Raw genomic sequence first — 23,955 nt, 5'->3', positions numbered from 1 at the left:
CAAGAGGTCGAGATGTTCACAGCACCTGCATCCGAGGCTTTGAGGTATCAATCCGGCTTCGGCAACCAATTCAGCAGCGAGGCCGTGCCGGGCGGTTTGCCGGTGGGGCAGAACTCGCCGCAACGTCATCCCCTCGGTCTGTACGCCGAACAATTCTCGGGCACTGCATTCACCGTCCCGCGCGCGGAGGCCCGACGTACCTGGCTGTACCGCATCCAGCCCTCGGCCGCACACCCTCGGTATCAGCGCCTGGAACGGCAGATCACCGGTCAGCAGCAAGGTCCGGTTACCCCCAATCGCTTGCGCTGGAATGCGTTTGACGTGCCCACTGAGCCCACTGATTTCGTTGAGGGCCTGATCGCCCTGGCGAGCACCTCGGCGGCGGATCAGGCCGAAGGCGTCAGCGTGTATGTTTACGCTGCGAATCGCTCCATGCAGCGTGCGTTTTTCAGTGCCGACGGCGAATGGTTGATCGTTCCGCAGCAGGGACGCTTGCGCATCGTCACCGAGCTCGGCCTGCTGGACATCGAGCCGCAGGAAATCGCGGTGGTGCCTCGTGGCTTGAAATTCAGCGTGCAGTTGCTCGACGAAGTGGCGCGCGGTTACCTCTGCGAGAACCATGGCTGTGCCTTGCGTTTGCCAGACCTTGGGCCGATTGGCAGCAACGGGCTGGCCAATCCCCGCGACTTCCAGGCGCCTGTTGCGTGCTTCGAGAGCAGCGAGCAACCCACCGAGCTGGTGCAGAAATTCCTTGGAGAGCTGTGGAGCACGCAACTCGACCACACGCCTTTCGACGTGGTGGCCTGGCACGGCAACAATGTGCCGTACAAATACGACCTGCGCCTGTTCAACACCCTTGGCACGGTCAGTTACGACCATCCTGATCCGTCGATATTCACCGTACTGACCTCGCCGGGTGCGGTTCACGGTCAAGCCAACGTCGACTTCGTGATTTTTCCGCCGCGCTGGATGGTGGCGGAAAACACCTTCCGTCCGCCGTGGTTCCACCGCAACCTGATGAACGAGTTCATGGGCTTGATCGACGGTGCCTACGACGCCAAGGCTGAAGGTTTCATGCCCGGCGGTGTTTCGTTGCACAACTGCATGAGTGCCCATGGCCCGGACAACGCCACGGCCGAGAAGGCCATGGCGGCTGACCTAAAACCGCACAAGATCGAACGGACCATGGCGTTCATGTTCGAAACTGGCAAGGTCCTGCGCCCCAGCCGCCATGCCCTGGAATGCGCGGAACTTCAAAGCGACTACGATGCCTGCTGGGAGGGCATCGCCAGAACCTTCAACCCTTTCGATACGGACAGCCAACGATGAGCATTTCCCGACACCCGCGCAGTTGGGTGACCTGCGCCAACGACCACCCTGATTTCCCGCTGCAAAACCTGCCATTTGGCGTGTTCAGTCGTCCGGGTTTCGGTAAGCGGGGTGGGGTCGCCATCGGTGATTTCATCCTCGATCTGCAAGCGGCGCTCGAGGCCAGCCTGTTCAATGGCGTCGCCCGGCTGGCTGCCGAGGCCGCCAGCCGCAGCCAGCTCAATGATTTCTTCGCACTGGGCGCTTCGGCGCGCCAGGCCTTGAGGTATGAACTGCTGCACTTGCTGGATGAAAATAGTCCGCAGCGCGAGCGTTTGCAGGCCTTGGGGACGACCCTGCTGTGCCCGATGAGCGAATGCCAGATGCATTTGCCCGCGCAGGTGGGCGATTACACCGATTTTTACGTTGGCATCCACCATGCCACGAATGTCGGCAAACTCTTCCGCCCCGACCAGCCGCTGTTGCCCAACTATAAGTACGTGCCCATTGCCTATCACGGTCGGGCGTCCACGCTGTGTGTATCCGGTACGCCAGTCAAACGCCCCTGCGGTCAGACGATCACGCCAGGGGTGGAGGTGCCTGCCTTCGGACCGAGCAAGCGGCTTGATTACGAGCTGGAAGTGGGTGTCTGGATGGGGCAGGGCAACGAAACGGGTGAGCCGATTCCGATCGCCGAGGCCAGTGAACACATTGCCGGTTTCTGCCTGCTCAACGACTGGTCGGCTCGCGATCTGCAAGCCTGGGAATACCAGCCTCTGGGGCCGTTTCTGTCGAAGAGCTTCGCCACCAGTCTGTCGCCGTGGGTGGTGACTGCGGAAGCCTTGGCGCCGTTTCGCCGTGCCCAACCCGCGCGGCCGGACGGCGACCCGAAGCCCCTGGATTACCTGTTCGACGAGCAGGATCAACAGCGTGGCGCACTGGACGTCGAGCTGGAGGTGCTCCTGCTTACTGCACAGATGAAAGAGCAGGGCCTGGCACCACAGCGTCTCGCATTGAGCAATATGCTGAACATGTACTGGACCGTGGCGCAGATGGTCACTCATCACAGCGTGAATGGCTGCAAATTGCAGCCGGGCGATCTCTTCGGCACCGGCACCCTGTCCGGTCCGCAAACCGGGCAGTTCGGCAGTTTGCTGGAGATGACCGAGGGCGGAAAACACCCGGTTGAATTATCCAGCGGCGAGACACGCACGTTTCTGCAAGCAGGCGACGAAGTGATCCTCACAGCGCGCTGCCGCAAGGATGGCGAGGTGAGTATCGGCTTCGGCGAGTGCCGTGGGGTGGTAGTGGGTTAAGTCTCGCAGGCGCTGAGCTCAGCGCCGTTGCATAGGCGCTTAGCTGATCCACCGCATTCGCCAGCAAGCCGGCTCCTACAGTATGAGCGTTGTACTCATGGCTTCGGAACGACGCGGATCCTGTAGGAGACGTCCGAGGTTACGAGGGTATGGGCCGCAATTCGGACGAATGAGGTGGGTCAGTCACTGTGGATGTTGCTGAACCACCGCATTCGTCGGAATGCCGCCCAGACCAAGCGCGCTCCTACAGTATCCGCGTCGTGCTCAGGTCTTCGGAACGACGCGGATCCTGTGGGAGACGTCCGAGGTTACGAGGGCAGCGAAGGCGGCCCTTAGGTTTCGCGTGATTGTGCAAAGGTTGTGTATCAAGAGAAGCCGGGGACCAGCGAACCTTCGCGGGGCAAAAACCGTCCCTGCCGTTCGCCCTGTGGTTTGCCTTCGGCATAACTCAAATGCCCGTTGACCCAAACCCCGTCAATCCCTTTGGCCGCACGCTTGGGTTGCTTGAAGTCTGCGACATCGCGGACCGTCTCGGCATTGAACAGCACCAGATCCGCCCAATAACCTTCACGTACGAAGCCGCGCTCGTGCAGACCAAAGCGCGTGGCGGTCAGGCCTGTCATCTTGTGCACCGCGGTGTGCAACGGAAACAGGCCCACGTCCCGACTGAAATGCCCCAGCACCCGTGGGAAAGCCCCCCACAGGCGTGGATGGGGGAACGGGTCTTCCGGCAGGCCATCGGAGCCAATCATCGACAGCGGATGTTTCATGATGCGTTGTACGTCGTTTTCATCCATGCCGTAGTACACCGCCCCGGCAGGTTGTAGCTTGCGTGCGGCTTCCAGCAGCGACAGGCCCCAGTCGGCGGCGATGTCCTTCAGATCGCGTCCGCCCTCGTCTGGATGGGGCGTAGACCAGGTGATCGTGATACGAAACGCATCGGTCACCTGCTTCAAATCCAGCGTCGATGAACTGGCGGCATACGGATAGCAGTCACAGCCAACGGGATGGGTCAGCGCGGCTTTCTCCAGCGATGCCAGCAGCTGCGGACTACGTCCCCAATTGCCAGCGCCCGCGCATTTGAGGTGCGAAATCACCACCGGCGACCGGGCATGGCGACCGATGTCGAACGCCTCGTCCATCGCCTCCAGCACCGGTTCGAACTCACTGCGCAGGTGCGTGGTGTACACCGCGCCAAAAGCGGTCAGTTCCTCGGCCAGTTGCTTGACCTCGTCGGTGTCGGCCGAATAGGCCGAGGCGTACGCGAGACCGGTGGACAGCCCCAGTGCGCCGTCCTGCAGACTCTCGCGCAGTTGTTCGCGCATGGCGCCGATCTCATCGGGTGTCGCCGTGCGCAGCAGGTCGTTCAGGTGATTACTGCGCAAGGCGGTGTGGCCGACCAATGCTGCGACGTTGACCGCCGGACGCGCCTCGTCCACGGCGTTGCGGTAATCCATGAAGCGCGGATAGGCAAAGGCGCTGGCCGGCCCCAGCAGGTTCATCGGGTCGGGCGGGTCACCGGCCAGGGTGACCGGTGAGGCGCTGATTCCGCAGTTGCCGACGATCACCGTCGTCACACCTTGGGTGATCTTCGGGAGCATGTCCGGGTGGCGAATGACCACGGTGTCGTCGTGGGTGTGCACGTCGATGAACCCCGGCGCCAGCACCCGGCCAGCGGCGTCGAGCTCGTCCCTGGCCGAGACACCGTTCAGGTCGCCGATGCGCAGAATGCGGCCGTTACCCAGCGCGACATCGGCGCGGTAGCCCGGCGTGTCGCTGCCATCGATCACCAGCGCATCGCGAATGATCAGGTCGTAAAGCATGGTTCAGTCTCCAAGCGGCAGGCCGTCGTCGCCGCCGCGGTAATCATCAAGAGCGAGCTTGATGCGCCGCAGCCGTTCCTGATTGTCATCCGGAGCGGTCAGCGCAAGTTCTGTCGCGAGCACGTCGATGGTCAGCAGCATGCCGTAGCGCGCGGCCGTGGGTTTGTAGATGAAATTGGTTTCGGCTATCTGCAACGGCAGCACCACGTCGGCGAGACCGGCCAGGGGCGAGTCAGGCAGGGTGATCGCCACGGTCTTCGCCCCGTAACTGCGTGCCAGGCTCACGGCATCCAGCAGCTCGGGCGTGCGACCGCTCAATGAACAGACAATCAGGCTGTGATCCGGGCCGAGAGTGGCAGCGATCAGACGCATCATCACCGGATCGCGGCTGGCAGCGATGGGGTAGCCGAGGCGTACCAGACGGGTCTGCAACTCTTCGCTGCACAGACTGGAGCAGCCGCCCATGCCGAAGCTGTGAATCATGCGGGCCGGGGTGAGCAGGGCGACGGCAGCCTTGAAGCGCGCCTCGTCGAATCCGGCCAGATGCTGACGCAGCGTCGATTCGATATCGCCGACGATCTGGCTGAAAAACGCCGATTGCTCGGGGGCCTGCTCGGGATGGAGAAAGCGAGTGCCGACGCCGCTGGCTTGCGCCAATTGCAGGCGCAAATCGCGCAGGTCCTTGCAGCCGATCGAACGGGCAAACCGCGACAGCGTGGCGCTGCTGACCTCGGCGCGCGCGGCCAGTTCGTCGAGGCTGGCGCTGGCGCAGAACGCAACGTCGCTGAGAATCAGTCGGGCGATGCGGCCTTCACCCGCGCTGAAGGAATCCTGGCGGGCGCGGATCTGGTAAAGGATGTCCACTCAGATCACCTGGGCCAGGCCAAGGGTGAGGATGAAGGCGATGACGGAAATCAGCGTCTCCAGCACGGTCCAGGTCTTGAAGGTCTGCGCCACGGTCATGTTGAAGTACTCCTTGATCAGCCAGAAGCCGCCGTCGTTGACGTGAGAGAAGATCACCGAGCCCGCGCCGGTCGCCAGTACCAGCAGTTCCGGATGTGGATAGCCCAGGCCCATCGCGACCGGGGCAACGATGCCTGAGGCGGTGGTCATGGCCACGGTCGCCGAACCGGTTGCCACGCGCATCAATGCTGCGAACAGCCAGCCCATCAGCAGCGGCGACAAGTGAAAGTCCTGGGCCAGGCTGACGATCTCGTTGGTCACGCCACTGTCGACCAGAATCCGGTTCAGGCCACCCCCCGCACCGACCAGCAAGGTGATGCTGGCCGTTGGGGCGAGGCATTCCTGAGTGAATTTGAGAATCGCGTCACGGTTGAAGCCCTGCGCGATGCCCAGGGTCCAGAAGCTCAGCAAAGTCGCCAGTAACAGGGCGATCACCGAGTTACCGACAAACAACAGGAAGCTGTTGAGCGCGCTCCCTGGCGTCGAAATCAGGTTAGCCCAGCCGCCGAGCAGCATCAGCACCACCGGCAGCAGAAGGGTGGCCATGGTGATGCCGAAGCCCGGCAGTTGCGTGCGCGGTTCTCGGTCCAGAAACTGCCTGGCCAGCGGATTTTCCTCGGGCAGTTGAATGTGCGGCACGATGAACTTTGCGTAAACGGGGCCGGCAATGATTGCGGTCGGAATGCCGACGAGAATGGCGTAGAACAGCGTCTGACCGACTGAAGCCTGATAGGCCTGAACCGCCAGCATCGCCGCAGGGTGCGGTGGAACCAGCGCATGCACCACCGACAGACCGGCGACCATCGGCAGACCGACCATCAGAATCGAGACGCCCACCCGGCGTGCGACCGTAAAGGCGATGGGCACGAGTAGCACGAACCCGACTTCAAAGAACAGCGGCAGTCCCACCAGGAACGCGATGCAGACCATCGCCCAGTGTGCGTTGCGCTCGCCAAAGCGGTCGATCAACGTGCGCGCCACCTGCTCGGCGCCACCCGACTCAGCCATCATCTTGCCGAGCATGGTACCCAGCGCCACGACCAGGGCGATATGACCCAGGGTCTTGCCGACACCCCCTTCATAGGCGCTGACCACCGAGGTGGCGGGCATCCCGGCAACCAGGGCCAGGCCGACTGAAACGAGGGTGATGACGATGAAGGGGTTGAGGCGAAAGCGCGCAATCAGCACGATCAGGGCAATGATCGCGATGGCGGCGTAAACCAACAGAGAAAGGCCGGTAGACGGTGGCATGCAACGGTTCCTTGCAGAGAAAGAGGGCGGTCAGGCTTGGCGAAGGGACGTCAGTCCCGGCGCGGACAAGCGGTGAAAACAGTCTCGGCAGTGGGTGTTGCAGAAGGCTCACAGGTTGAAACAGAGGTCGGAAAACGACGATCACAGGCAGGCATTATTGTTATCTCTGATTTCGTGATGAAAATTAAATTACACGAAAACGGATAAAAATATCAATTTATGAAAATTAATTTCTTTAAAGGGTCAGGAAAGCTCAGCGTGCGCTGAACCGTTCCCGATACGCTTGTGGCGTCACCGACACCGCCCGGAGGAAACTTCGGCGCAGCGTCTCTTCGGTGCCAAAGCCGCACCGGTCAGCAATCCGCTTGATCGGTAACGCACTGTCGCCCAACAAGCGCCGGGCGGCTTCCACGCGTAGCTGTTCGATGGCACGTGCCGGCGTATTCCCCGTATGGGCACGGTAATGCCGGACGAAGCTGCGTTCACTCATGCCCACCTGCGCGGCGAGGGTGGCGACGGAAAGATCGCTTGCAAGGTTGTCGAGAATCCAGGCGTGAAGGTCGCCAAAGCGGCTGTCCTGGCCGCGTGTGGCCTGTTGCATCGACAGCGCAGTGCTGAACTGCGATTGCCCGCCGGGCCGCTTGAGAAACACCACCAGATCCCGCGCCACGGCGAGGGCGATGTTTCGGCCGAGGTCGGCTTCGACCATCGCCAGAGCCAGGTCGATACCTGCCGTGACACCCGCCGAGGTCCACAGCGCTTCCTCATTGATGAAGATCGGTTCCGGATCGACCTGTAACGCCGGGTAACGCCGGGCCAGTTCATCGCAGCTGTCCCAGTGGGTGACCACTCGGTGTCCGTCGAGCACACCCGCTTCGGCGAGCATGAACGCGCCCGTGCAGACCGATGCCACCCGTCTCGCGCTCGAGGCCTGTGAACGCACCCAATCCAGCAAGTCGTGGTCGAGCAGCGCGGTGTGTACGCCGCGGCCGCCTGCGATGATCAGCGTATCCGAGGGTGTATCCGGCAGCGGATGGGTGTGCAGACCCAGACCCGCCGACGACACCACGCAGCCATTCTGTCTGGCGATGACCGTGGGCGCGTAGGGCGCCGGCAGATGCTTCTCCAGCATCTGGACATTGGCCGACGCGAAGACTTGCAACGGACCGCTGACGTCCAGCAGTTGCACGTTGGGGAACGCCAGGATGTGGATGGCTCTGGGCTGGTCGGACATGAGCGCCTCAACAGACGGGTTGGCGGAAATTGTGGGTCTTGTGGCGTATCCGCCAGAGCTTATCGGGCTACAGTGGATTCGTCCAATCACCTGACACAGGAACCCCCCATGACGCTGCATATCGGCTTGCTGGTATTTCCCAAGGTTCAACAACTGGACCTGACCGGTCCGTACGACGTTTTCGCCACGATGCCGGGTGTCACGGTGCACCTGATCTGGAAAACCCTCGATCCGCTGCAGTCCAGCACCCACCTGACGTTGACGCCGACCTGCACCTTCGACGATTGCCCTGACCTTGACGTGATCTGCGTGCCTGGCGGTGTTGGCGTGGACGCGCTAATGGAGGACGCCGAAACGCTGGCGTTCATTCGGCGGCAGGCCGCGAGTGCCCGGTACATCACGTCGGTCTGCACCGGGGCGCTGGTCCTTGGTGCGGCGGGTTTGCTGGAGGGCAAGCGCGCGACGACTCACTGGGCATCCCATGGTTTGCTGGAGAAGTTCGGGGCAATCCCGGTGAAGGAGCGCGTCGTTCGCGACGGCAACCTGATGACCGGCGGCGGTGTGACCGCGGGCATTGATTTCGCCTTGACGTTGATCAGCGAAATCTTCGACGCGGACACATCGCAAACCATCCAACTGCAGCTGGAATATGCCCCGGCGCCACCCTTCAATGCCGGCCGTCCGGACACCGCGCCCGCCCAAGTGCTGGCGATTGCCAAGGAGCGGGCAACGCCGGGTCTGACGGCACGTCAACAGATCGTCGAGCGGGTGACCGCTGGCCGTCGTTAAGCTGGCGAGCAGGTGGCCGGGATTTCATACCAGCACAGGAACAGGTCCAGTGCCGATTCGACCACCGACACCTGCTCCTCGGGTGCCAGCAGCGGTTTATTGAGGGTCACTTGCGGCCAGAACGCGAAGGCCTTGAGCAGCGCGTGAATCTGTGACGCGGCGAACTCGGGTTCGACGGCCTTGAGGCGGCCGTCCTGCTGGGCGCCGCGTACCCAGACCGTAAACGTTTCCTCCCGCTCGTTCAGACGGTTGACCCATGCCTGCGCCCGCTCGGGGGAGTGGATGGTGGCGCCGATGGCGACGCGCGCCAGATCGATGAAATTGCTGTCGCCGAGGGTTTTCATCTTGGCGTTGAGCAACTCGCGCAATTGATCGCGCAACGGCAAGGCAGGACGGTAGATGGCGTCCGGCTGCGCGGTGGCCCTGGCCCACAGGCGCTGAAGCATTTCGGCAAACAGCTCTTCCTTGCTCGGAAAATGGTTGTACACCGTGCGCTTGGAAACTTCAGCCCGAGCCGCGATGCGATCCATGCTGGTGACCTCAAAACCGTTGTCGCGGAATTCGGCAATCGCAGCCATCACAATGGCTTCACGTTTACGGTCGGTCAGTCGCAGAGGTGCAGTCATGGCATCGCTTCTAAAGGTTTATGCAGATCGGGTGACAGCCCGACAAGAAAATTACACCGGGCAGTTTACTTCTCTTTGACGATCGTGCAAGCTAGAAACTACACGGTGTAGTGTAAAAAGCTGTTACAACTTCCCGTTTACATCTTCGCGTCGTATGCAACATCCTGCAATGCGTTCGCCGTTGCAGAAACCTCCACCCGTTTCATGGAGTCAGCACCTCATGGCCTCGATCGAAAAAAACCTCGATAACGCATCCTCGTTGCCCGTTCTGTCCCGGCAAGAGGGCCGCTATCTCAATCACAAGCCGATGAAGCGCTCCGGGTTTCTCAAGACATTGCGCATCTTCTGGAACGCAATGGTTAATAAGCCTCGCCACACCCGTCCCGTCGGCGAGATCCCGGTTCAGCCACTGTCCCGTCAGCAATTGCTCGCCGCGCCGAACAATACGGTGTATCGCCTGGGCCACTCGACGGTACTGCTGAAGCTGCGCAACCAGTATTTCCTGACCGATCCGGTTTTCGCCGAGCGGGCATCGCCGATTCAATGGGCCGGGCCGCAACGTTTTCATCAGCCACCGATCCGTCTGGAAGACCTGCCGCCCCTCAAAGCCGTGATCCTGTCGCACAACCACTATGACCACCTTGATCACATGACGATTCAGATGCTCAAAGACAAGGTGGAACATTTCGTCGCACCGCTGGGCGTGGGCGACACGCTGATCAGGTGGGGCGTGGACGCCAGAAAGGTTCAACAGTTGAACTGGTGGGAGTCCACCGAGATCCATGGCATTCGCTTTGTCGCCACGCCCGCGCAACACTTTTCAGGACGCAGCTTCAGCGACAGCAACCAGACGCTGTGGGCCTCGTGGGTGATGATCGACGGTGAGCAACGGATTTTTTTCAGCGGCGACACGGGGTACCACAGCGGCTTCAAACTGATCGGCGAGCACTACGGCCCGTTCGACCTGACGCTCATGGAAACCGGTGCCTACAACGTCGACTGGCCGGATGTACACATGCAACCGGAGGAAACCCTGCAGGCGCACATCGACCTGCGCGGCAAGTGGCTGCTGCCCATCCATAACGGCACCTTCGACCTGGCCATGCATGCCTGGCACGAACCGTTCGACCGTATCCTGGCGCTGGCCTGGGATCGCAGTATCTCGATCACTACACCGGAAATGGGCCAGCCGTTCTATATCGAGTACCCAAGCCGTGGCGAAGCGTGGTGGATGAAGGTCGAAAAGGCTGTTGAATCCAGGACGACACATCGCCGCAACCGTTGCTGTGATCGCCAGCAGGCCGCCAGTCGAGGCTAAACGGCGGGATCAGGGTTTGTTGTGATTCTGATCCCGTTCACGGTTCTGTTCAGTGTTTTCCGGCGGGGCCGGGTGCCGGGGCTGCTCACCTTGCTGGTTGGCCTGCTTGTGTTGCTCGCCCACTTTTTCGGCATTTTCCGGCTTGTGGTCCAGATCTTCACGGCTGGATTCTTTGGGCATCACGTGTTCTCCGTTAACCGTTCAATTTAATAAGGCGCTCGGCGCCTGCGAGGTTCACTGGCTTAGCTGTTGGATCAGCATCAGGGCTTCATCCTTGAACAAAGGTTGTTTCAGGCGCTCAGCCAGAAACGCCACCTCGCGTTCGCGCTCGCAGCCCACCACGCTGACCACCGCACCCTGTTTGCAGAGCAGCGCCAGGAAGCTGAACGTCTCAGGCTCCCCCAGGTAGACAATCTCGTCCCACTCATCGGCATGCCCCAGACAATCCAGACGTTTTCCGAAGTGAAAGGTCCAGAAGTAGGGCACATCGTTGTAGTGCAGGTCGCTGCCCAGCATGTTACTGGCCGCGATACGGGCGTGTTGTTGCGCCAGCCGCCAGTGCTCGATCCGCTGCGATACGCCGTTGATCGGGAAGCTCGCAATGTCGCCCGCCGCCCACAGCGCCTTGCCGGCCTGCATGCCGGCATCCGCCTGCAACGATCCGTCCTCTTCCAGTGCAATGCCGTCGATGAACTGCGTGGCTGGCGCGACACCGATGCCGATCAACGCAAGGTCGACCGGCATCCGCTCGCCGTTACTCAACACCGCCACGTTCAGACGTCTTGCGTCTGCGGGCCCATCGCCTTCGAAACGGCTGACCTCGACGTGGGTGCGAAACAACACCCCGTTTGCTTCATGCAGCGCGCGGATCGCCTTGCCGATCCGCTCGCCCAACTGCTTGATGAAAGGCACTTCGTGACGGGCGATGACCGTGACGTTTACCCCCTGTTTCCGGAGTGCGGACGCTGCCTCTAGCGCGATAAAGCTGTCTCCGACGATCAACGCATGATCCCCCGGCCCAGCAGCGGCCAGAATCTTTTTCGCGTCGTCACGGCAGCGCAGTGTCAGCACCTGCGCGAGATCGGCGCCGATCACGGGTAACGCGCACGGCTCGCCTCCCGTGGCAATCAATGCGGCGTCATACGCCAACCGTCTTCCGTCGACCAGCGTGACGCGCTGGTTGATGACGTCGAGTTTCATGACTTCGCCCAGGATGCGTTCGATGCGATTGTCGTCATAGAAACGCTCTTCGCGAAGCGGCGGTGTTTCATCCGGTTCCATGTCGGCGGCCAGCACAAATTTGCTTAACGCCGTGCGGTCGTATCCCGACCTGGCTTCACGGTCCACCAGTAGCAACCGACCGTTGAAGCCTTTTTCCCTCAAGGCGCAGGCTGCGGCGGTTCCTGCCGCGCCTGCGCCAATGATGATGAAGCAGCGGTCATCGTCTGCACGGGGTTGCGGGTCGGTCTGAACGGGCTGGTCATCGACATGAATCTGGTCTTCGATCACTTGCGTCGCATACCGCGTAAGGGCATTCAACGCAGGCGGTTCGCATAGATGTCCGTCATGGACAGCGAATTCCGCCTTGTGCCAAGGGCAAATCAGACGGCCGTTGCACACCGCGCCATCGGCCAGCGGCGCCCCCGCATGAGGGCACTCGCCTTGATACGCGCGCACCTCCTCACCATCACGAACCAATACGATTTTCTTCTCGCCAACGTCCACCTGAAGGCCGCGATCTCGACGAAGATCGGCCAGGCTAGCGACCCGATGCATAGGCATGTGACTTTCCCTCCCAGGCTTTCCTTTGGGAGTGGACCGCATGGGAAGAGGTTCAGCGTATTTGCAAACCGCAGCCAATACCGGTCTCAGCGCACCAGCCCTAACCGCTCATGCCAGTCGGCAATCGATTCCTCGGGGTACTGCTCGAACTGTTTATCCTTTGGCCCGGCCTGTACCTCGACCCACGACGCTTTTGAGTCCAGCAACAGGTGCGTGTGCTCCGGTGGCGTCGGCAATGGCGTGTCGATAGCCGAGGCGAACGGGTGAATGAGCTCAGGCCATTGCGGGCTGAACAACCACAACCCGCTGCCGCATTGCTTGCAGAAATGTCGCTCCGCGCTGCTGGTGTGGACCTGATGGTGTGCATCGTCGCGCATCTTGGCGTGATAGATGGCAATACTGCTTTTGCCTTTGACCTTCAGGCTTTTCGCATCGCCACCCAGGTTGATCGAGTAGCCGCCACCGCCTTGGGTTTTACGGCAGATCGAACAATAGCAACGTTGATAGGGGTAGGGGTGGGCGCTGGTCAGGCTGAACTCCACCGCGCCGCAATGGCAGGAACCTTCCAGGTGCATGGCTTTTTTCTCCGTGTAGGTGATCGGGGACTGTTACGTCTAGACCGCTTCGAGGCTCCAGGTTCTCCGTTTTTCTCGAACAGCCGTTTGTTTTCTTCATGTTGTGGCCCTCAAGAAGCGGTGGTGGGCGTCGATAAGCGGTAGTCGTACGATGACTCTACGACCACCGCCACTTAATAAAAAAGAGCCTACGGTCATGAACCTACGCAATTTGACCATCGCCCGCCGTGCGGGCCTTGGATTCACCCTGATTTCCCTGTTGGTGGCCCTGTTGGGCTGGTTTGCCCTGACCCAGATGTCCAACATCCGCCAAAGCGAAGTGGCGGTCGAGAGCAACTGGATGCCGAGCATGCGGCTGGTCAACGATATCCGCGAAGCCATGCTGCGCATCCGGACCATCTCTCTGCGCATGGCGTTGGACACCGACCCCAAGAACGTCAGCGTCTACAAGGGGCAGATGGATGTCCGCGCCAAAGTACTCGCGGACAAGCTGAACAGCCTCGACTCGTTCATTGATACCCCCGAAGAAAAGACGTTGTATGACAAGTTTCGCGGCACCCTGGCTGATTATCAGCGCGGGCTGGCCCGGTCTTTCGTCCTGGCCGAAAGCGGTGATCTGAAAGCGCTGAACACGCTGCTGCTGGTCGACATGAAAACCGTCGTCGACAATTCCGGTACGCAACTGGGCGATCTGGCCGACTTCTATTCCCATCAGGTCGAACTCGAGGGTATGGCCGCGCAATCGCAGTACGGTGAGTCGCGCACGGTGGTCCTGGTATTTGTGCTGATTGCGGCGCTGGCGACGGTGGTTCTCGCACTGTGGCTGACACGCAGCATCATCGGGCCATTGGAAGAAGCGGTCACCGCAGCCGAATTCGTCGCCAAGGGCGATCTGACCCGCGACATCCGCGTCGAAGGCAAGGACGAGGTGACGCGTTTGCTGCGCGCCTTGCAGCAAATGCAGAACAACCTGCGCAGCACGTTGAGCCTGATCGGCAGTTCTGCCAGCCAGCTGGCATCCGCCGCGACCGAGCTGAACTCGGTGACAGAAGACAGTCACCGTGGCTTGCATCAGCAGAACACGGAGATCGAACAGGCGGCGACGGCCGTGAACGAAATGACCTCGGCCGTCGAGGAAGTGGCGCGCAATGCGGTGTCAACGTCTCAGGCGTCGAACGAATCCAACGCCGCGGCACAAGATGGCCAGGCGCGCGTCATCGAAACCGTGACGTCGATTCAGAACCTGTCGAGCAACGTGCAACACACCTCGGTGCTGGTACAGAACCTCGCCGATCAGTCTCAGGACATCGGCAAGGTGCTGGATGTGATCCGTTCGATTGCCGAGCAAACCAACCTGCTGGCGCTCAACGCCGCCATCGAGGCAGCGCGTGCGGGGGAGTCGGGCCGTGGTTTTGCAGTGGTAGCCGATGAGGTGCGGGCCTTGGCGCATCGTACCCAACAGTCGACGCTGGAAATCGACAAGATGGTCTCGACGATGCGCAGCGGTTCCAGCGAAGCGCTGGAGTCGATGCTGATCAGCCGTTCGCGGGCGTCCGAAACGCTGGAACTGGCCCAGGGTGCAGGCGAGTCGCTGACCCGTATCACGTCGTCGATCAACCAGATTTCCGAACGCAACCTGGTGATCGCCAGCGCGGCCGAAGAGCAGGCGCAGGTGGCGCGGGAAGTGGACCGCAACATCGTCAACATTCGTGACCTCTCGCTGCAGTCTTCATCGGGTGCCAACCAGATCAGCGCGTCGAGCACTGAGTTGTCGCGTCTGGCGGGAGAGCTGAATCAGGTGGTGACGCGTTTCCGGGTTTAACAAAATGTGTGTAGGAACGCGCTTGCCCGCGATGGCTGGTGGTCTGTGACAGGGATGTTGGCTGAAGGGGCGGGTTCGCGGGCAAGCGCGCTCCTACAGGGAAAACCTTCATCAGCATAAACGTTTCACCTCATTCGCTTGCCTGCACCGGCGGTTGGCTTGCATGATTCGCCGACTAATAATTCCTGGCGGGCTGAACCTGCCGAGCAGATAGGTGAAGGCAATGGATGATGTGAATCGCGGTTTCAGCAGTTGGCTGCGCTCCCCCGGACACAAAACGTGGCTGGCGCAAGAAGGTAACCGGCTGCTGGCGTTCGCCAGGGCGTCGAAGATGCCCCAGGGGTTTGGCAACCTGGATGAGCAGGGGCGTCTTCCTGCCGACGCCATCGCCGAAACCATGAACACCGCGCGCATGACCCACAGTTTTGCCATGGCCCACATCAATGGCATTCCGGGTTATGCCGGTCTGGTCGATCACGGCGTTGCCGCACTGGCCGGTCCTCTGCGCGACGCCGAGCACGGTGGCTGGTTCGCCAGACCGCTCGAACACTGTGCCGACACGGGCAAAGCGGCTTACCTGCACGCCTTCGTCGCGCTTGCGGCGAGTTCTGCCGTCGCCGCGCAACGTCCGGGGGCCAAGGCGCTGCTGGAGCAGGCGATTCAGGTGATCACTCAGCGTTTCTGGAGCGAAGAAGAAGGTGCCATGCGCGAGTCCTTCGATCGTGACTGGAGCAACGAAGAAGCCTACCGTGGCGCGAACAGCAACATGCACAGCACCGAGGCGTTCCTGGCGCTGGCGGACGTGACAGGGGATGCGCGCTGGCTGGATCGTGCGTTGCGCATCGTCGAACGCGTGATTCATCAGCACGCCGCTGGCAACCATCATCAAGTCATCGAACACTTCACGCCGCAATGGCAGCCTGTACCCGAGTACAACGTTGACAAGCCGGATGACGGTTTTCGTCCTTACGGTACGACGCCGGGACATGCCTTCGAGTGGGCGCGACTGGTGCTGCATCTCGAGGCCGCGCGACAGAGGGTCAAGCTGGAGACACCGTCCTGGCTCGTGGAAGACGCGCGGTTGCTTTTCGAAAACGCCTGTCGGTTCGGGTGGGATGTCGATGGCGCACCGGGCATTGTCTACACCCTCGATTGGCAGAATCGCCCGGTGGTTCGCCATCGTTTGCACTGGACTCACGCTGAAGCGGCGGCCGCCTCGGCGGCGCTGCTGCAACGCACGGGTGAGCAGCAATATGAAACCTGGTATCGCACGTTCTGGGAGTTCAACGAGACGCTGTTCATTGACCGTGAGCATGGCAGTTGGCGTCATGAGCTGAACCCGCAGAATCAACCCAGTGCCGATATCTGGCCAGGCAAGCCGGACCTCTATCATGCGTACCAGGCGACGCTGTTGCCGGTTCTGCCGCTGGCGCAAAGCCTGGCGACCGCGCTGCTGTACCTGCCGTGACACGCTCAGGTGACGTCATGGGCTCGATGAGCGATTGGCCCTGTCTCTGCGGGCTTGATCACGCAAGCCGCTGGGTGACCCTGATCACCTGTCGCGCGATATAGGCGCCGGTCAGGATCACGCCGAACAGGCGCAGCGTCTGCATCGCCAGCACAAAACCGACATCCGAGTGGGTGTCGATGGCGATGATCGCCATGGCGTCCAGGCCCCCGGGGTTGGTCGCCAGGTACACCGACAGAAAGTCCTTGTCCATCATGTCGGCGATCACCCAGGCGGAGAGCGCGCAGAGCAGGATCAGCAGCAATGCGCCGAAAATCATCGCGGGCAGTCGCCGCCAGACGTAGTGGATGGTCGCCCGGTCAAATCGCAGCCCGATGTAGCTGCCGATGGCGCCGTAGGCGATTGCCAGCAGCCAGGTCGGCATGACGATTTGCAGGACGCCGCTCAATTGCAGCGCGCCGCCGAGTAACAGGGGCACCAGCAACGCGCCGGCCGGGACCTTCGAACCGAGCATGACGCCCACCACGATCACCAGCAGGCTCAGGCCAAGATTCAGCAGGTTGCCATCTTGCAGCAGGGCAGCGCTGCTGTGCGCATCGGTACCGCCGACGTCGGCGCCAATCAGGCGGCTCACCAGCGCGCCCACCATCACCACGCAGACCACCCGCACGTACTGCATCGTCGCAACCACACGGGAATCGGCGCCGTAGTCCTCGGACATCGCCACCATCGCCGACGCAGCTCCCGGCGAAGTGCCCCACGCGGCCGTGCTGGCTTGAATGCCACCCCAGCGTGCCAGACCGACACCGACCACGGCGCTCAGCGCGATCGTCAGCAAGGTGGCAAAGACCATCACATGCCACGACTGCATGGCGGTCAGCAGAACACTCATGGTCATCGAGTGCGCGACGAGCACCCCCACGGAGCCTTGGCCTAGCCGGAATACGTGCTTGTGCAGCCGGATACTCGCGCCGCTAACGCCAAAGCCGATGGCGACCAGCATCGGGCCGAGAAACAATGCAGCGGGTACGTGAAAGTACTTGAACGCCTGACCGGCACTGCCCGCCAGGACGATGAGCAGTGACCACTGCATGAGTGGATGCAGGGAATCGAGGGAAAACGGTGCAGAGCGTGACAACGAGGATCTCCAGAGCATTGGCATGTTCCTGATGGAAGTGTGTCCAATGCCGGGAAGTATCGACAGTTGAATTGATCAAGTCTATTTTCTAATAATCATGAATTGATAACTTTGGTTGATATATGGACCTGCGCGACCTGACCTATTTCGACACCATCGCCGAGCTCGGTCATCTGGGGCGTGCGGCTGAAAAACTCAATCGCAGCCAGCCTGCACTGACCAAAAGCATCCAGCGGCTGGAAGAATCGTTCGGCACCAAACTGTTTCAGCGTGACGGTCGGCGAATCAAGCTGACCCCGGTCGGCGAGTTGCTTCAAGCGCGTGGCCGGATGCTTCAGCAAAGCATTGCCCAGACCCAGCGCGAGGTGCGTGACTTTGCCAGTGGGGCGGTGGGCGAGATTCGTCTGGGGTGTGCCTCCACGATGGCGGAATACCTGCTGCCGGAGTTGACCAATGCATTGCTGAAACGCGCCCCGGACATCACCCTGAAACTGGTGATCGGTCAGGATGACATGCTGCGCGAACAGCTTCGGTCGGGGCATCTGGACATGATCATCTGCGCTCAACGAGGCGTTGAAGGCGAGTTCACGGCCCATCCGATTCTCACGGACGAAGCGGTGGTGATCGCCAGTCGCAATCATCCGATCTTCAACGCGCCGTTTCAGATGAGTGACCTGTGCAATTACCGCTGGGTGTTGCCGCCGCAAGGCGTGTCCTCGCGGATCTGGGTCGATGACGCGTTCGCCCGGCACAACCTGCCGCTGCCCGTGGTGCAGATCGAAGCCAATTCCATTTCCCTGTTGCCCAGGTTGATTGCCCAGACCCACCTGTTGAGTTTCATTGCCAGGGAAACCCTTGAATATGGCAAGAACATGCAATATCTGCGGGAGGTGCCTCTGGCAACCACCACCATGGCGCGAACCATCTGCGTGATCCTGCGCCGCGAGGGCTACCTGTCTCCGGCCGCTCACGCCATGGCGAAAATGCTGCGCGAGGACGGCGGATCGTTTTTCAGCTGGGTGTGATCGTGCCGGCAGGTGGAGTAGCCTTGAAACTGAACATGAAAAGCCGTCAGGAGAACCCGCGATGCACGTACAGCCACACACGCTTGGCCAACATCATCTGACACCGTATTACCTGAGCGACGAAGACCAGCACTTCGGCGGCGACCAGTCGCCACTCAACGACGCCGATGCCGACGAAGACAGTGACCCGGAAGGCGATCTGGACCTGGGCGATCTGCGGCTGGACGAGTTTGAAGATTCGGACAAGCTGGACATCGGGTCGTCGACGCTGGGTTGAGCGCAATATAGGCACCGATCAGTTATCTGTGGGAGTGAGCTTGCTCCCACAGGTTTCTGATGGTTCCCACGCTCCGCGTCATCCGGGATGTGGCGCACGCTGTCAGGCGTTGTGATCCTCAAGAAACGGACTGACGCCACTGGTGTGAGAACCCAAGAATTTCCCACAGGTTCTCCGGCACGCAAAGCTTCGAGGGCGTGATTTACGTCGCCAGCGCTGATGTCAGATACCGCGCCAGCGCCTCTATTCCGGCCTCGGCCGTTTCGCTGCTGCCTGCCCAGGTGCATGCGAGCATCAGGTTTTTCGGCAGCTGAAAGTCCTCGACCTGAAATCCCTGGGCATCGAATCCGGCAGCATCGTGCCCGATCTGCTCGCGCAGCGATCCGAGGTCGTCGAAATACGCCCACACCGGCTTGGCGAGCGCCACGGCCATGCCGACTTCGAACGCCGTTCCCGAATCCGGCTCGGCACCGCGAAACACGTTCAAATTGGCCAGCACGGCGTCGCAGCTTTGGATCATCTCGATATTGGCATTACAAATCAACGCCGCCGTTTCCTGCGGTGGCAGTCCCTGAGTGACCTCGTTGTCGAATGGATACAACCCTTCAAGGCCATGGGCGTCGCACAGGGCTTTCAAATAACGTCCGTGCTCGATGGCGTCGCTGCGGAAGACGTCGAAGCCCGCCAGGTAAACCCGAGGTTTGCGAGAGGAAAGCATGGTCATTTCCCTGAAAAGACGAAGGCAACCATTCTAACGGTTCAGGTCAGGGACTGCCGTTGATCAGGCCAGCGCCGACTGATGGCAACAAGGGGCTGGAATCTGTACGGATAAACAGTATCCTGACGCCTTTCTTTTTGCCGTAACGTGATCGCGCCGTGAGCACTTTCCCCCTCGACAACCCGTTCTATTATCTGGAGAACTTTCGCCAGGTCCTGAGCTGGATTGGTCAACGCTACGACGATTTGCTCGATGATGACGAGCGTCGGTTCATCGGGCACTTTGCTCGTCTCTCGCAGCCTTCACAAGCGTTGCTGGTGCGGATGGTCATGCGCAAAGGCACGCTGTTTCGCGCCAGCAAGCTGAATTATGCCGAGATCGGTGACGTGCGGCTCGCCGCCGCCTCACTGCTGGAGTGTGGATGGGTGGATGGGCAGCCTCATCTGGACCTTCACGCGTTATTCGCGCTGCTGCGCAAGGACGAACTCGGGCGCTGTTTCAAGGATCACGGGGTCAGGAGCACGGAGAAAAAAGCACATCTGCTGGAGCGATTGCTGCCGCTGTACGAGCACGCCCAACCGTTGGTTCAGTGGTTCGCAGACCTTGATGACGTGGTCTTCGGGTTGCAGATCATGCCGCTGTGCGACCGCCTGCGTTTGTTGTATTTCGGCAATCTGTATCAAGAATGGTCCGAGTTCGTGCTGGCGGATCTGGGCATCTATCGCTACGAAAAAGTCGAATTTTCCGTCGAGTCGCGTGGAATAAGCCGACGTGAAGACATCGACATCTGCCTGCACCTGCATGCTTGCCGCCAGGCGCTGGACGAAGGCGCGGTGCTGCACGAACTGGCGGACCAGGCGATGAGCGTCGACACGGCGAACCCTTGGCTGGCCATGCGCCGTGCCAAGCTGCTGTTCCAGATCGGTTACCAGGCCGAGCGTGAGCAGGACTGGCCGCTGGCGTTGAGCGTGTACGCGCACTCCAGTTATCCCGGCGCTCGGGTCCGCAGGATTCGCGTGCTGGAGCGAACCGAGCGCCATGCCGAAGCCATGGCCCTTTTGCAGCACGCCCAGTCGGCGCCTGAAAACGATGAGGAAACCCAGCACCTGCTGCGCATTCAGCCGCGCCTGCAACGCAAGTTGGGGCAGGGCGGAGTTCGACGACGGACCACACGTGCGGTCACTCGACTGGACCTGAGCGTGGTCCCGTTGCCGGAATGCAGCGTCGAACGACTGATTCAGGAGCACCTGGCCGAAGCGGGCAGTGAGGTGCATTACGTCGAGAATGCGCTGATCAACTCGCTGTTCGGTCTGTTGTGCTGGCCCGCGATTTTCGCGCCGCTGCCGGGCGCGTTCTTCCACCCGTTTCACAGTGCTCCCAGCGACCTGTACAGCCCCGACTTCTATCAGCGTCGTGCGGCGCTGTTCGACGCCTGTCTGGCGCAACTGGATGACGGACGCTATCACGCGGCGATCCGGCAGCATTACGTCGAAAAGTTCGGCCTGCAATCACCCTTTGTGTTCTGGGGCACGCTCACGCCGGAGCTGCTCGAGCAAGCGCTACGTTGCCTGCCCGCGCACCACCTCAAACGCTGGTTCCGCCGTCTGCTGCAAGACATCAAGGCCAATCGCACCGGCATGCCCGACCTGATCCAGTTTTACCCCGAGCAGCGCAGTTACCGAATGATCGAAGTCAAAGGCCCGGGCGACCGGTTGCAGGACAACCAGCTGCGGTGGCTGGATTTCTGTGCCGAGCATGAGATGCCGGTGGTGGTGTGTTATGTCCAGTGGGCTGAGCAATCCGTGCTGACGGGTTAGCGCTTCACTTTTTTGGGCGGCAAGGGCAGGGGTGCGAACAACGCTTCGATGTCCTCGTCCTGCAGTTTCCAGTCTCCCGCCGCACGCCCGTCCAGCACACCGGATGCCAACGCTCGCTTTTCTTGCTGCAGGTGCTGGATTTTCTCCTCCACGGTGCCCCGCGCGATCATCTTGTAGACGAAGACCGGTTTTTCCTGGCCGATGCGATAGGCCCGGTCGGTGGCCTGATTTTCGGCGGCCGGGTTCCACCAGGGGTCGTAGTGGATCACCGTGTCGGCCGTCGTCAGGTTCAGACCCGTACCGCCGGCCTTGAGGCTGATCAGGAAAATCGAGCGTTTGCCGCTCTGGAAGTCCTCTACAGGCGTTCGACGGTCCTTGGTCCTGCCGGTCAACAACGCGTATTCGATCCCGCGTTGCTTCAGTTCGACTTCGATCAACTCGAGCATCGACGTGAACTGAGAAAACAGCAGGATCTTACGGTCTTCCGCCAACAGTTCTTCCACCATCTCGATCAGGCTTTGCAGCTTCGCCGAGGTGGAGTGGCGAGGGTTGGGGGGCACGCTGTTGACCAGTCGCAAGTCGCAACAGACCTGTCGCAGCTTGAGCAACGCCTCCAGAATGATGATCTGGCTGCGCGCAGCGCCCTTACGGGTGATCTCGTCGCGGACTTTTTTGTCCATGGCCAGGCGCATGGTCTCGTAGACATCGCGCTGTGCATCGTTGAGCTCGACCCAGTGCACGATTTCGGTCTTGGGCGGCAGTTCGGTGGCGACCTGTTCTTTGGTGCGTCGCAACAGAAAGGGTTTGATCCGTGCGTTCAGGTGTTGAAGACGCTCGTTGTCGCCCAGCCGCTCAATGGGTGTGCGGTAATTGACGGTGAATTGCTTGACGTCGCCCAGCCAGCCGGGCATCAGGAAGTGGAACAGCGACCACAGCTCGCCCAGGTGGTTTTCCAGCGGCGTTCCACTCAGGCACAGGCGCTGACGGGCGTTGAGCTGGCGAGCGGCCTGCGCCGCCTTGCTGTTGGGATTCTTGATGTACTGCGCTTCGTCGAGCACCAGTACGTGCAGCAGTTGTTTGCTCAGCAGCTCAACGTCCCGGGGCAGAAGCGCGTAGGTGGTGAGGATCAGGTCGTAGTCCTGAAGGCTTTCGTAGTCCTGATGGCGGTTCGCGCCATACAACGCCAGTACGTTGAGCTGCGGCGTGAAGTGTTTCGCTTCGTCCACCCAGTTGGGGATCAGGCTGGTTGGCATGACCGCCAGCGCCGGACAATCCAGACGCCCGTCCTGCTTTTCCAGCAGCAGATGCGCCAGCGTCTGCAGGGTTTTGCCCAGGCCCATGTCATCGGCCAGCACACCGCCGACCTCCAGTTCGCGCAGGGCCTGCATCCAGCTCAACCCTTCCAGCTGATACGGCCGCAACGTGGCGTTGAGGCCTTCGGGAACCGTGACCTGTGTGTCTTTGATGTTGACGAGCCGCTCGGAAAACTGCCGGATCCGGTCGCCGCCTTGCCACAGCAACGGCATGGCATCGAGCGGCTTGAGCCGCGCCGCGTCGGCGGTGCTGAGGCGAATCGCGGTATTGCCGTCTTCACGCCAGTAGAAATCGCCGAGCGTTGCCAGCACGGTTTTCAGACGGCCGTAGGGCAGAGCGACCTGAATCGGCACGCCGCCACGCTGGGTGAAGTGATTGAGCTGGACCAATAACTGTTCGTCATCACGCCGTTTGGCGATGCCATTGAGCGTCATCAATTCGGGGTGCGTGCGCAGCAGATTGATCAGGATCGGCAACAGGCTCAGGCGTTCGCCATTGACGATGATCCCCAGTTCCAGGTCGAACCAGTCCCGCTCCGGTTCTTCGTCGACCGTGGCGTACCAGTCGTCCACCGGCGTCACGTCAAAAACGAAGTCTGGATTCATCTCGATCTGCCAGCCTTGCTCGCGCAGCACGGGCAGCTCGTCAAGCATGAAGCTCAGCCAGGCTTTGTCGGATGGCAGCTCGAACATTTCACCAGCGCTGTCGGGCAAGGCTTTGCTCTGCCGGGTGGCGATGCGAAAGCCCATGTCTTGTAGCTGTTTTCGGTACTGCGCCTCGCGGTCCAGCACACGGCGCATGCGGATGGTTTCTTCTTTCAGGTGCCAGAGAACGTCACTGGAGCGGCCGGGGCTGGGCACCCCCGAGACAAACATCTCGCGGTAGCGAAACGCCAGGGCGGCGCGGTGCTGAATGTGCCGCTGCATCTTGCCGTTGCGGGGCTCGTAGGCACTGAACTCAAAACTGGCCAGGATCAGGCGCGGCTGTGGCTCAACGCCTTTCAACAGCTTGACCGGCAGAGCGGGTTTTTTCTCGACCACCGGCTTGCGCGCGCCATTCAGATTGCCCGCCGCCGCCGCGATCGCCGGCCTGTTTTCCGGATCCTGCAGGAAAAACAACGCGGCCGCACAATGCTTGCAGTTGTTTCTGACCGGGCAGGTGCATTTGCCGACGATGAAATTACGGGTACGGTCGGGGTCTTTGAACAGCAGGGTCTGGGTGTAGGTTTCCAGGCTGGAACCACGGCAAACGGTGCGCACCACATCAGCGCTGATGTGATCGAGGGTCACGCGTTTCTGCCGGGCATAGTCGAGCCCGCGTTCCACGCTTTGCGCCTTGAACAATGGTTCCCATGGCAGCGCCAGGGCTTTTTCCAATGAGGATGACACGTC

The 23,955-nt window shown here is 61.0% G+C and carries 20 protein-coding genes and 1 pseudogene; 10 read left to right on the top strand and 11 right to left on the bottom strand.

The features are described from left to right. Positions 1-12 precede the first annotated feature (12 nt). Both hmgA and fahA read left to right on the top strand, forming a co-directional pair. Positions 13-1,329, top strand: coding sequence for a homogentisate 1,2-dioxygenase (gene hmgA / locus BMY73_RS03070; RefSeq protein WP_092404953.1), 1,317 nt, complete (start codon positions 13-15; stop codon positions 1,327-1,329). Beyond that, entirely contained in the window at positions 1,326-2,624 is a 1,299-nt protein-coding gene (gene fahA / locus BMY73_RS03065) for a fumarylacetoacetase (RefSeq protein WP_092404951.1), read from the top strand. Before hmgA ends, fahA begins: the two co-directional genes overlap by 4 nt. Positions 2,625-2,989: 365 nt before the next feature. Here the strand turns inward: fahA and BMY73_RS03060 are convergent, their stop codons facing one another. The 4 genes from BMY73_RS03060 to BMY73_RS03045 all read right to left on the bottom strand — a co-directional run bounded on the left by BMY73_RS03060 (position 2,990) and on the right by BMY73_RS03045 (position 7,895). After that, the gene (locus BMY73_RS03060; RefSeq protein WP_092404949.1) at positions 2,990-4,447 is read right to left on the bottom strand and encodes an N-acyl-D-amino-acid deacylase family protein; all 1,458 of its coding nucleotides are present in this window, start codon (positions 4,445-4,447) and stop codon (positions 2,990-2,992) included. Positions 4,448-4,450: 3 nt separating this feature from the next. After that, positions 4,451-5,311: a MurR/RpiR family transcriptional regulator gene (locus BMY73_RS03055; RefSeq protein WP_092404947.1), complete on the bottom strand. Its 861-nt coding sequence runs from the start codon at positions 5,309-5,311 to the stop codon at positions 4,451-4,453. After that, the gene (locus tag BMY73_RS03050) at positions 5,312-6,661 is read right to left on the bottom strand and encodes a GntT/GntP/DsdX family permease (RefSeq protein WP_062380902.1); all 1,350 of its coding nucleotides are present in this window, start codon (positions 6,659-6,661) and stop codon (positions 5,312-5,314) included. A gap of 253 nt (positions 6,662-6,914) precedes the next feature. Further along, entirely contained in the window at positions 6,915-7,895 is a 981-nt protein-coding gene (locus tag BMY73_RS03045) for a GlxA family transcriptional regulator (protein WP_092404945.1), read from the bottom strand. Between the two features lie 108 nt (positions 7,896-8,003). Between BMY73_RS03045 and BMY73_RS03040 the strand changes: the two genes are divergently transcribed. Beyond that, a complete protein-coding gene (locus tag BMY73_RS03040) occupies positions 8,004-8,684 on the top strand; it encodes a DJ-1/PfpI family protein (protein WP_092404943.1) in 681 nt (226 codons plus the stop codon). Here the strand turns inward: BMY73_RS03040 and BMY73_RS03035 are convergent. After that, a complete protein-coding gene (locus BMY73_RS03035; RefSeq protein ID WP_092404941.1) occupies positions 8,681-9,310 on the bottom strand; it encodes a TetR/AcrR family transcriptional regulator in 630 nt (209 codons plus the stop codon). The two genes, BMY73_RS03040 and BMY73_RS03035, sit on opposite strands and share 4 nt — an antisense overlap. 220 nt (positions 9,311-9,530) lie before the next feature. Between BMY73_RS03035 and BMY73_RS03030 the strand changes: the two genes are divergently transcribed. After that, positions 9,531-10,628: an MBL fold metallo-hydrolase gene (locus BMY73_RS03030; RefSeq protein WP_092404939.1), complete on the top strand. Its 1,098-nt coding sequence runs from the start codon at positions 9,531-9,533 to the stop codon at positions 10,626-10,628. Between the two features lie 9 nt (positions 10,629-10,637). Here the strand turns inward: BMY73_RS03030 and BMY73_RS28240 are convergent, their stop codons facing one another. The 3 genes from BMY73_RS28240 to BMY73_RS03020 form a co-directional block, all read right to left on the bottom strand. Beyond that, complete coding sequence (locus BMY73_RS28240; protein ID WP_175500118.1) at positions 10,638-10,808, bottom strand: hypothetical protein; 171 nt, start codon at positions 10,806-10,808, stop codon at positions 10,638-10,640. Positions 10,809-10,862: 54 nt separating this feature from the next. After that, positions 10,863-12,410 (bottom strand): FAD-dependent oxidoreductase, encoded by a 1,548-nt coding sequence (locus tag BMY73_RS03025; RefSeq protein ID WP_092404937.1) that lies wholly within the window; start codon positions 12,408-12,410, stop codon positions 10,863-10,865. Positions 12,411-12,496: 86 nt separating this feature from the next. Next, the gene (locus tag BMY73_RS03020) at positions 12,497-12,985 is read right to left on the bottom strand and encodes a GFA family protein (RefSeq protein WP_062380913.1); all 489 of its coding nucleotides are present in this window, start codon (positions 12,983-12,985) and stop codon (positions 12,497-12,499) included. A 151-nt stretch (positions 12,986-13,136) separates the two neighbouring features. On the opposite strand from BMY73_RS03020, the pseudogene BMY73_RS28725 reads away from it, so the two are divergent. The 3 genes and pseudogenes from BMY73_RS28725 to BMY73_RS03010 all read left to right on the top strand — a co-directional run. After that, positions 13,137-13,949: pseudogene (locus BMY73_RS28725) on the top strand (MCP four helix bundle domain-containing protein); the annotation flags it as partial. Beyond that, the gene (locus BMY73_RS28720; RefSeq protein WP_370588190.1) at positions 13,944-14,807 is read left to right on the top strand and encodes a methyl-accepting chemotaxis protein; all 864 of its coding nucleotides are present in this window, start codon (positions 13,944-13,946) and stop codon (positions 14,805-14,807) included. The pseudogene BMY73_RS28725 and the gene BMY73_RS28720, both read left to right, overlap by 6 nt. 223 nt (positions 14,808-15,030) lie before the next feature. Then, a complete protein-coding gene (locus BMY73_RS03010; protein WP_092404935.1) occupies positions 15,031-16,275 on the top strand; it encodes a D-mannose isomerase in 1,245 nt (414 codons plus the stop codon). Between the two features lie 58 nt (positions 16,276-16,333). On the opposite strand, the gene BMY73_RS03005 is transcribed toward BMY73_RS03010, so the two are convergent. Next, on the bottom strand, positions 16,334-17,431 hold the full coding sequence (locus BMY73_RS03005; RefSeq protein ID WP_371914939.1) for an AbrB family transcriptional regulator: 1,098 nt from the start codon (positions 17,429-17,431) through the stop codon (positions 16,334-16,336). 104 nt (positions 17,432-17,535) lie between these two features. On the opposite strand from BMY73_RS03005, the gene BMY73_RS03000 reads away from it, so the two are divergent. Both BMY73_RS03000 and BMY73_RS02995 read left to right on the top strand, forming a co-directional pair. Beyond that, positions 17,536-18,438 carry a LysR family transcriptional regulator gene (locus BMY73_RS03000; RefSeq protein WP_092404933.1) on the top strand — a complete coding sequence of 301 codons (903 nt, stop codon included), beginning with the start codon at positions 17,536-17,538 and terminating at the stop codon, positions 18,436-18,438. Between the two features lie 61 nt (positions 18,439-18,499). After that, the gene (locus tag BMY73_RS02995) at positions 18,500-18,715 is read left to right on the top strand and encodes a hypothetical protein (protein WP_092404931.1); all 216 of its coding nucleotides are present in this window, start codon (positions 18,500-18,502) and stop codon (positions 18,713-18,715) included. Between the two features lie 202 nt (positions 18,716-18,917). On the opposite strand, the gene BMY73_RS02990 is transcribed toward BMY73_RS02995, so the two are convergent. Then, positions 18,918-19,433 carry a nucleoside 2-deoxyribosyltransferase gene (locus BMY73_RS02990; RefSeq protein WP_092404929.1) on the bottom strand — a complete coding sequence of 172 codons (516 nt, stop codon included), beginning with the start codon at positions 19,431-19,433 and terminating at the stop codon, positions 18,918-18,920. 158 nt (positions 19,434-19,591) lie between these two features. On the opposite strand from BMY73_RS02990, the gene BMY73_RS02985 reads away from it, so the two are divergent. Then, on the top strand, positions 19,592-21,250 hold the full coding sequence (locus BMY73_RS02985; protein WP_092404927.1) for a VRR-NUC domain-containing protein: 1,659 nt from the start codon (positions 19,592-19,594) through the stop codon (positions 21,248-21,250). Here BMY73_RS02985 and BMY73_RS02980 read toward each other — a convergent pair. After that, entirely contained in the window at positions 21,247-23,952 is a 2,706-nt protein-coding gene (locus tag BMY73_RS02980) for a DEAD/DEAH box helicase (RefSeq protein WP_092404925.1), read from the bottom strand. The two genes, BMY73_RS02985 and BMY73_RS02980, sit on opposite strands and share 4 nt — an antisense overlap. Between the last annotated feature and the right edge of the window lie 3 nt (positions 23,953-23,955).

The organism is Pseudomonas sp. NFACC02, from assembly GCF_900110765.1.
In the GTDB taxonomy this organism is placed as follows: domain Bacteria; phylum Pseudomonadota; class Gammaproteobacteria; order Pseudomonadales; family Pseudomonadaceae; genus Aquipseudomonas.
Note: the sequence above shows the minus strand (reverse complement) of the source record. Positions and strands in the feature narration are given on the sequence as shown.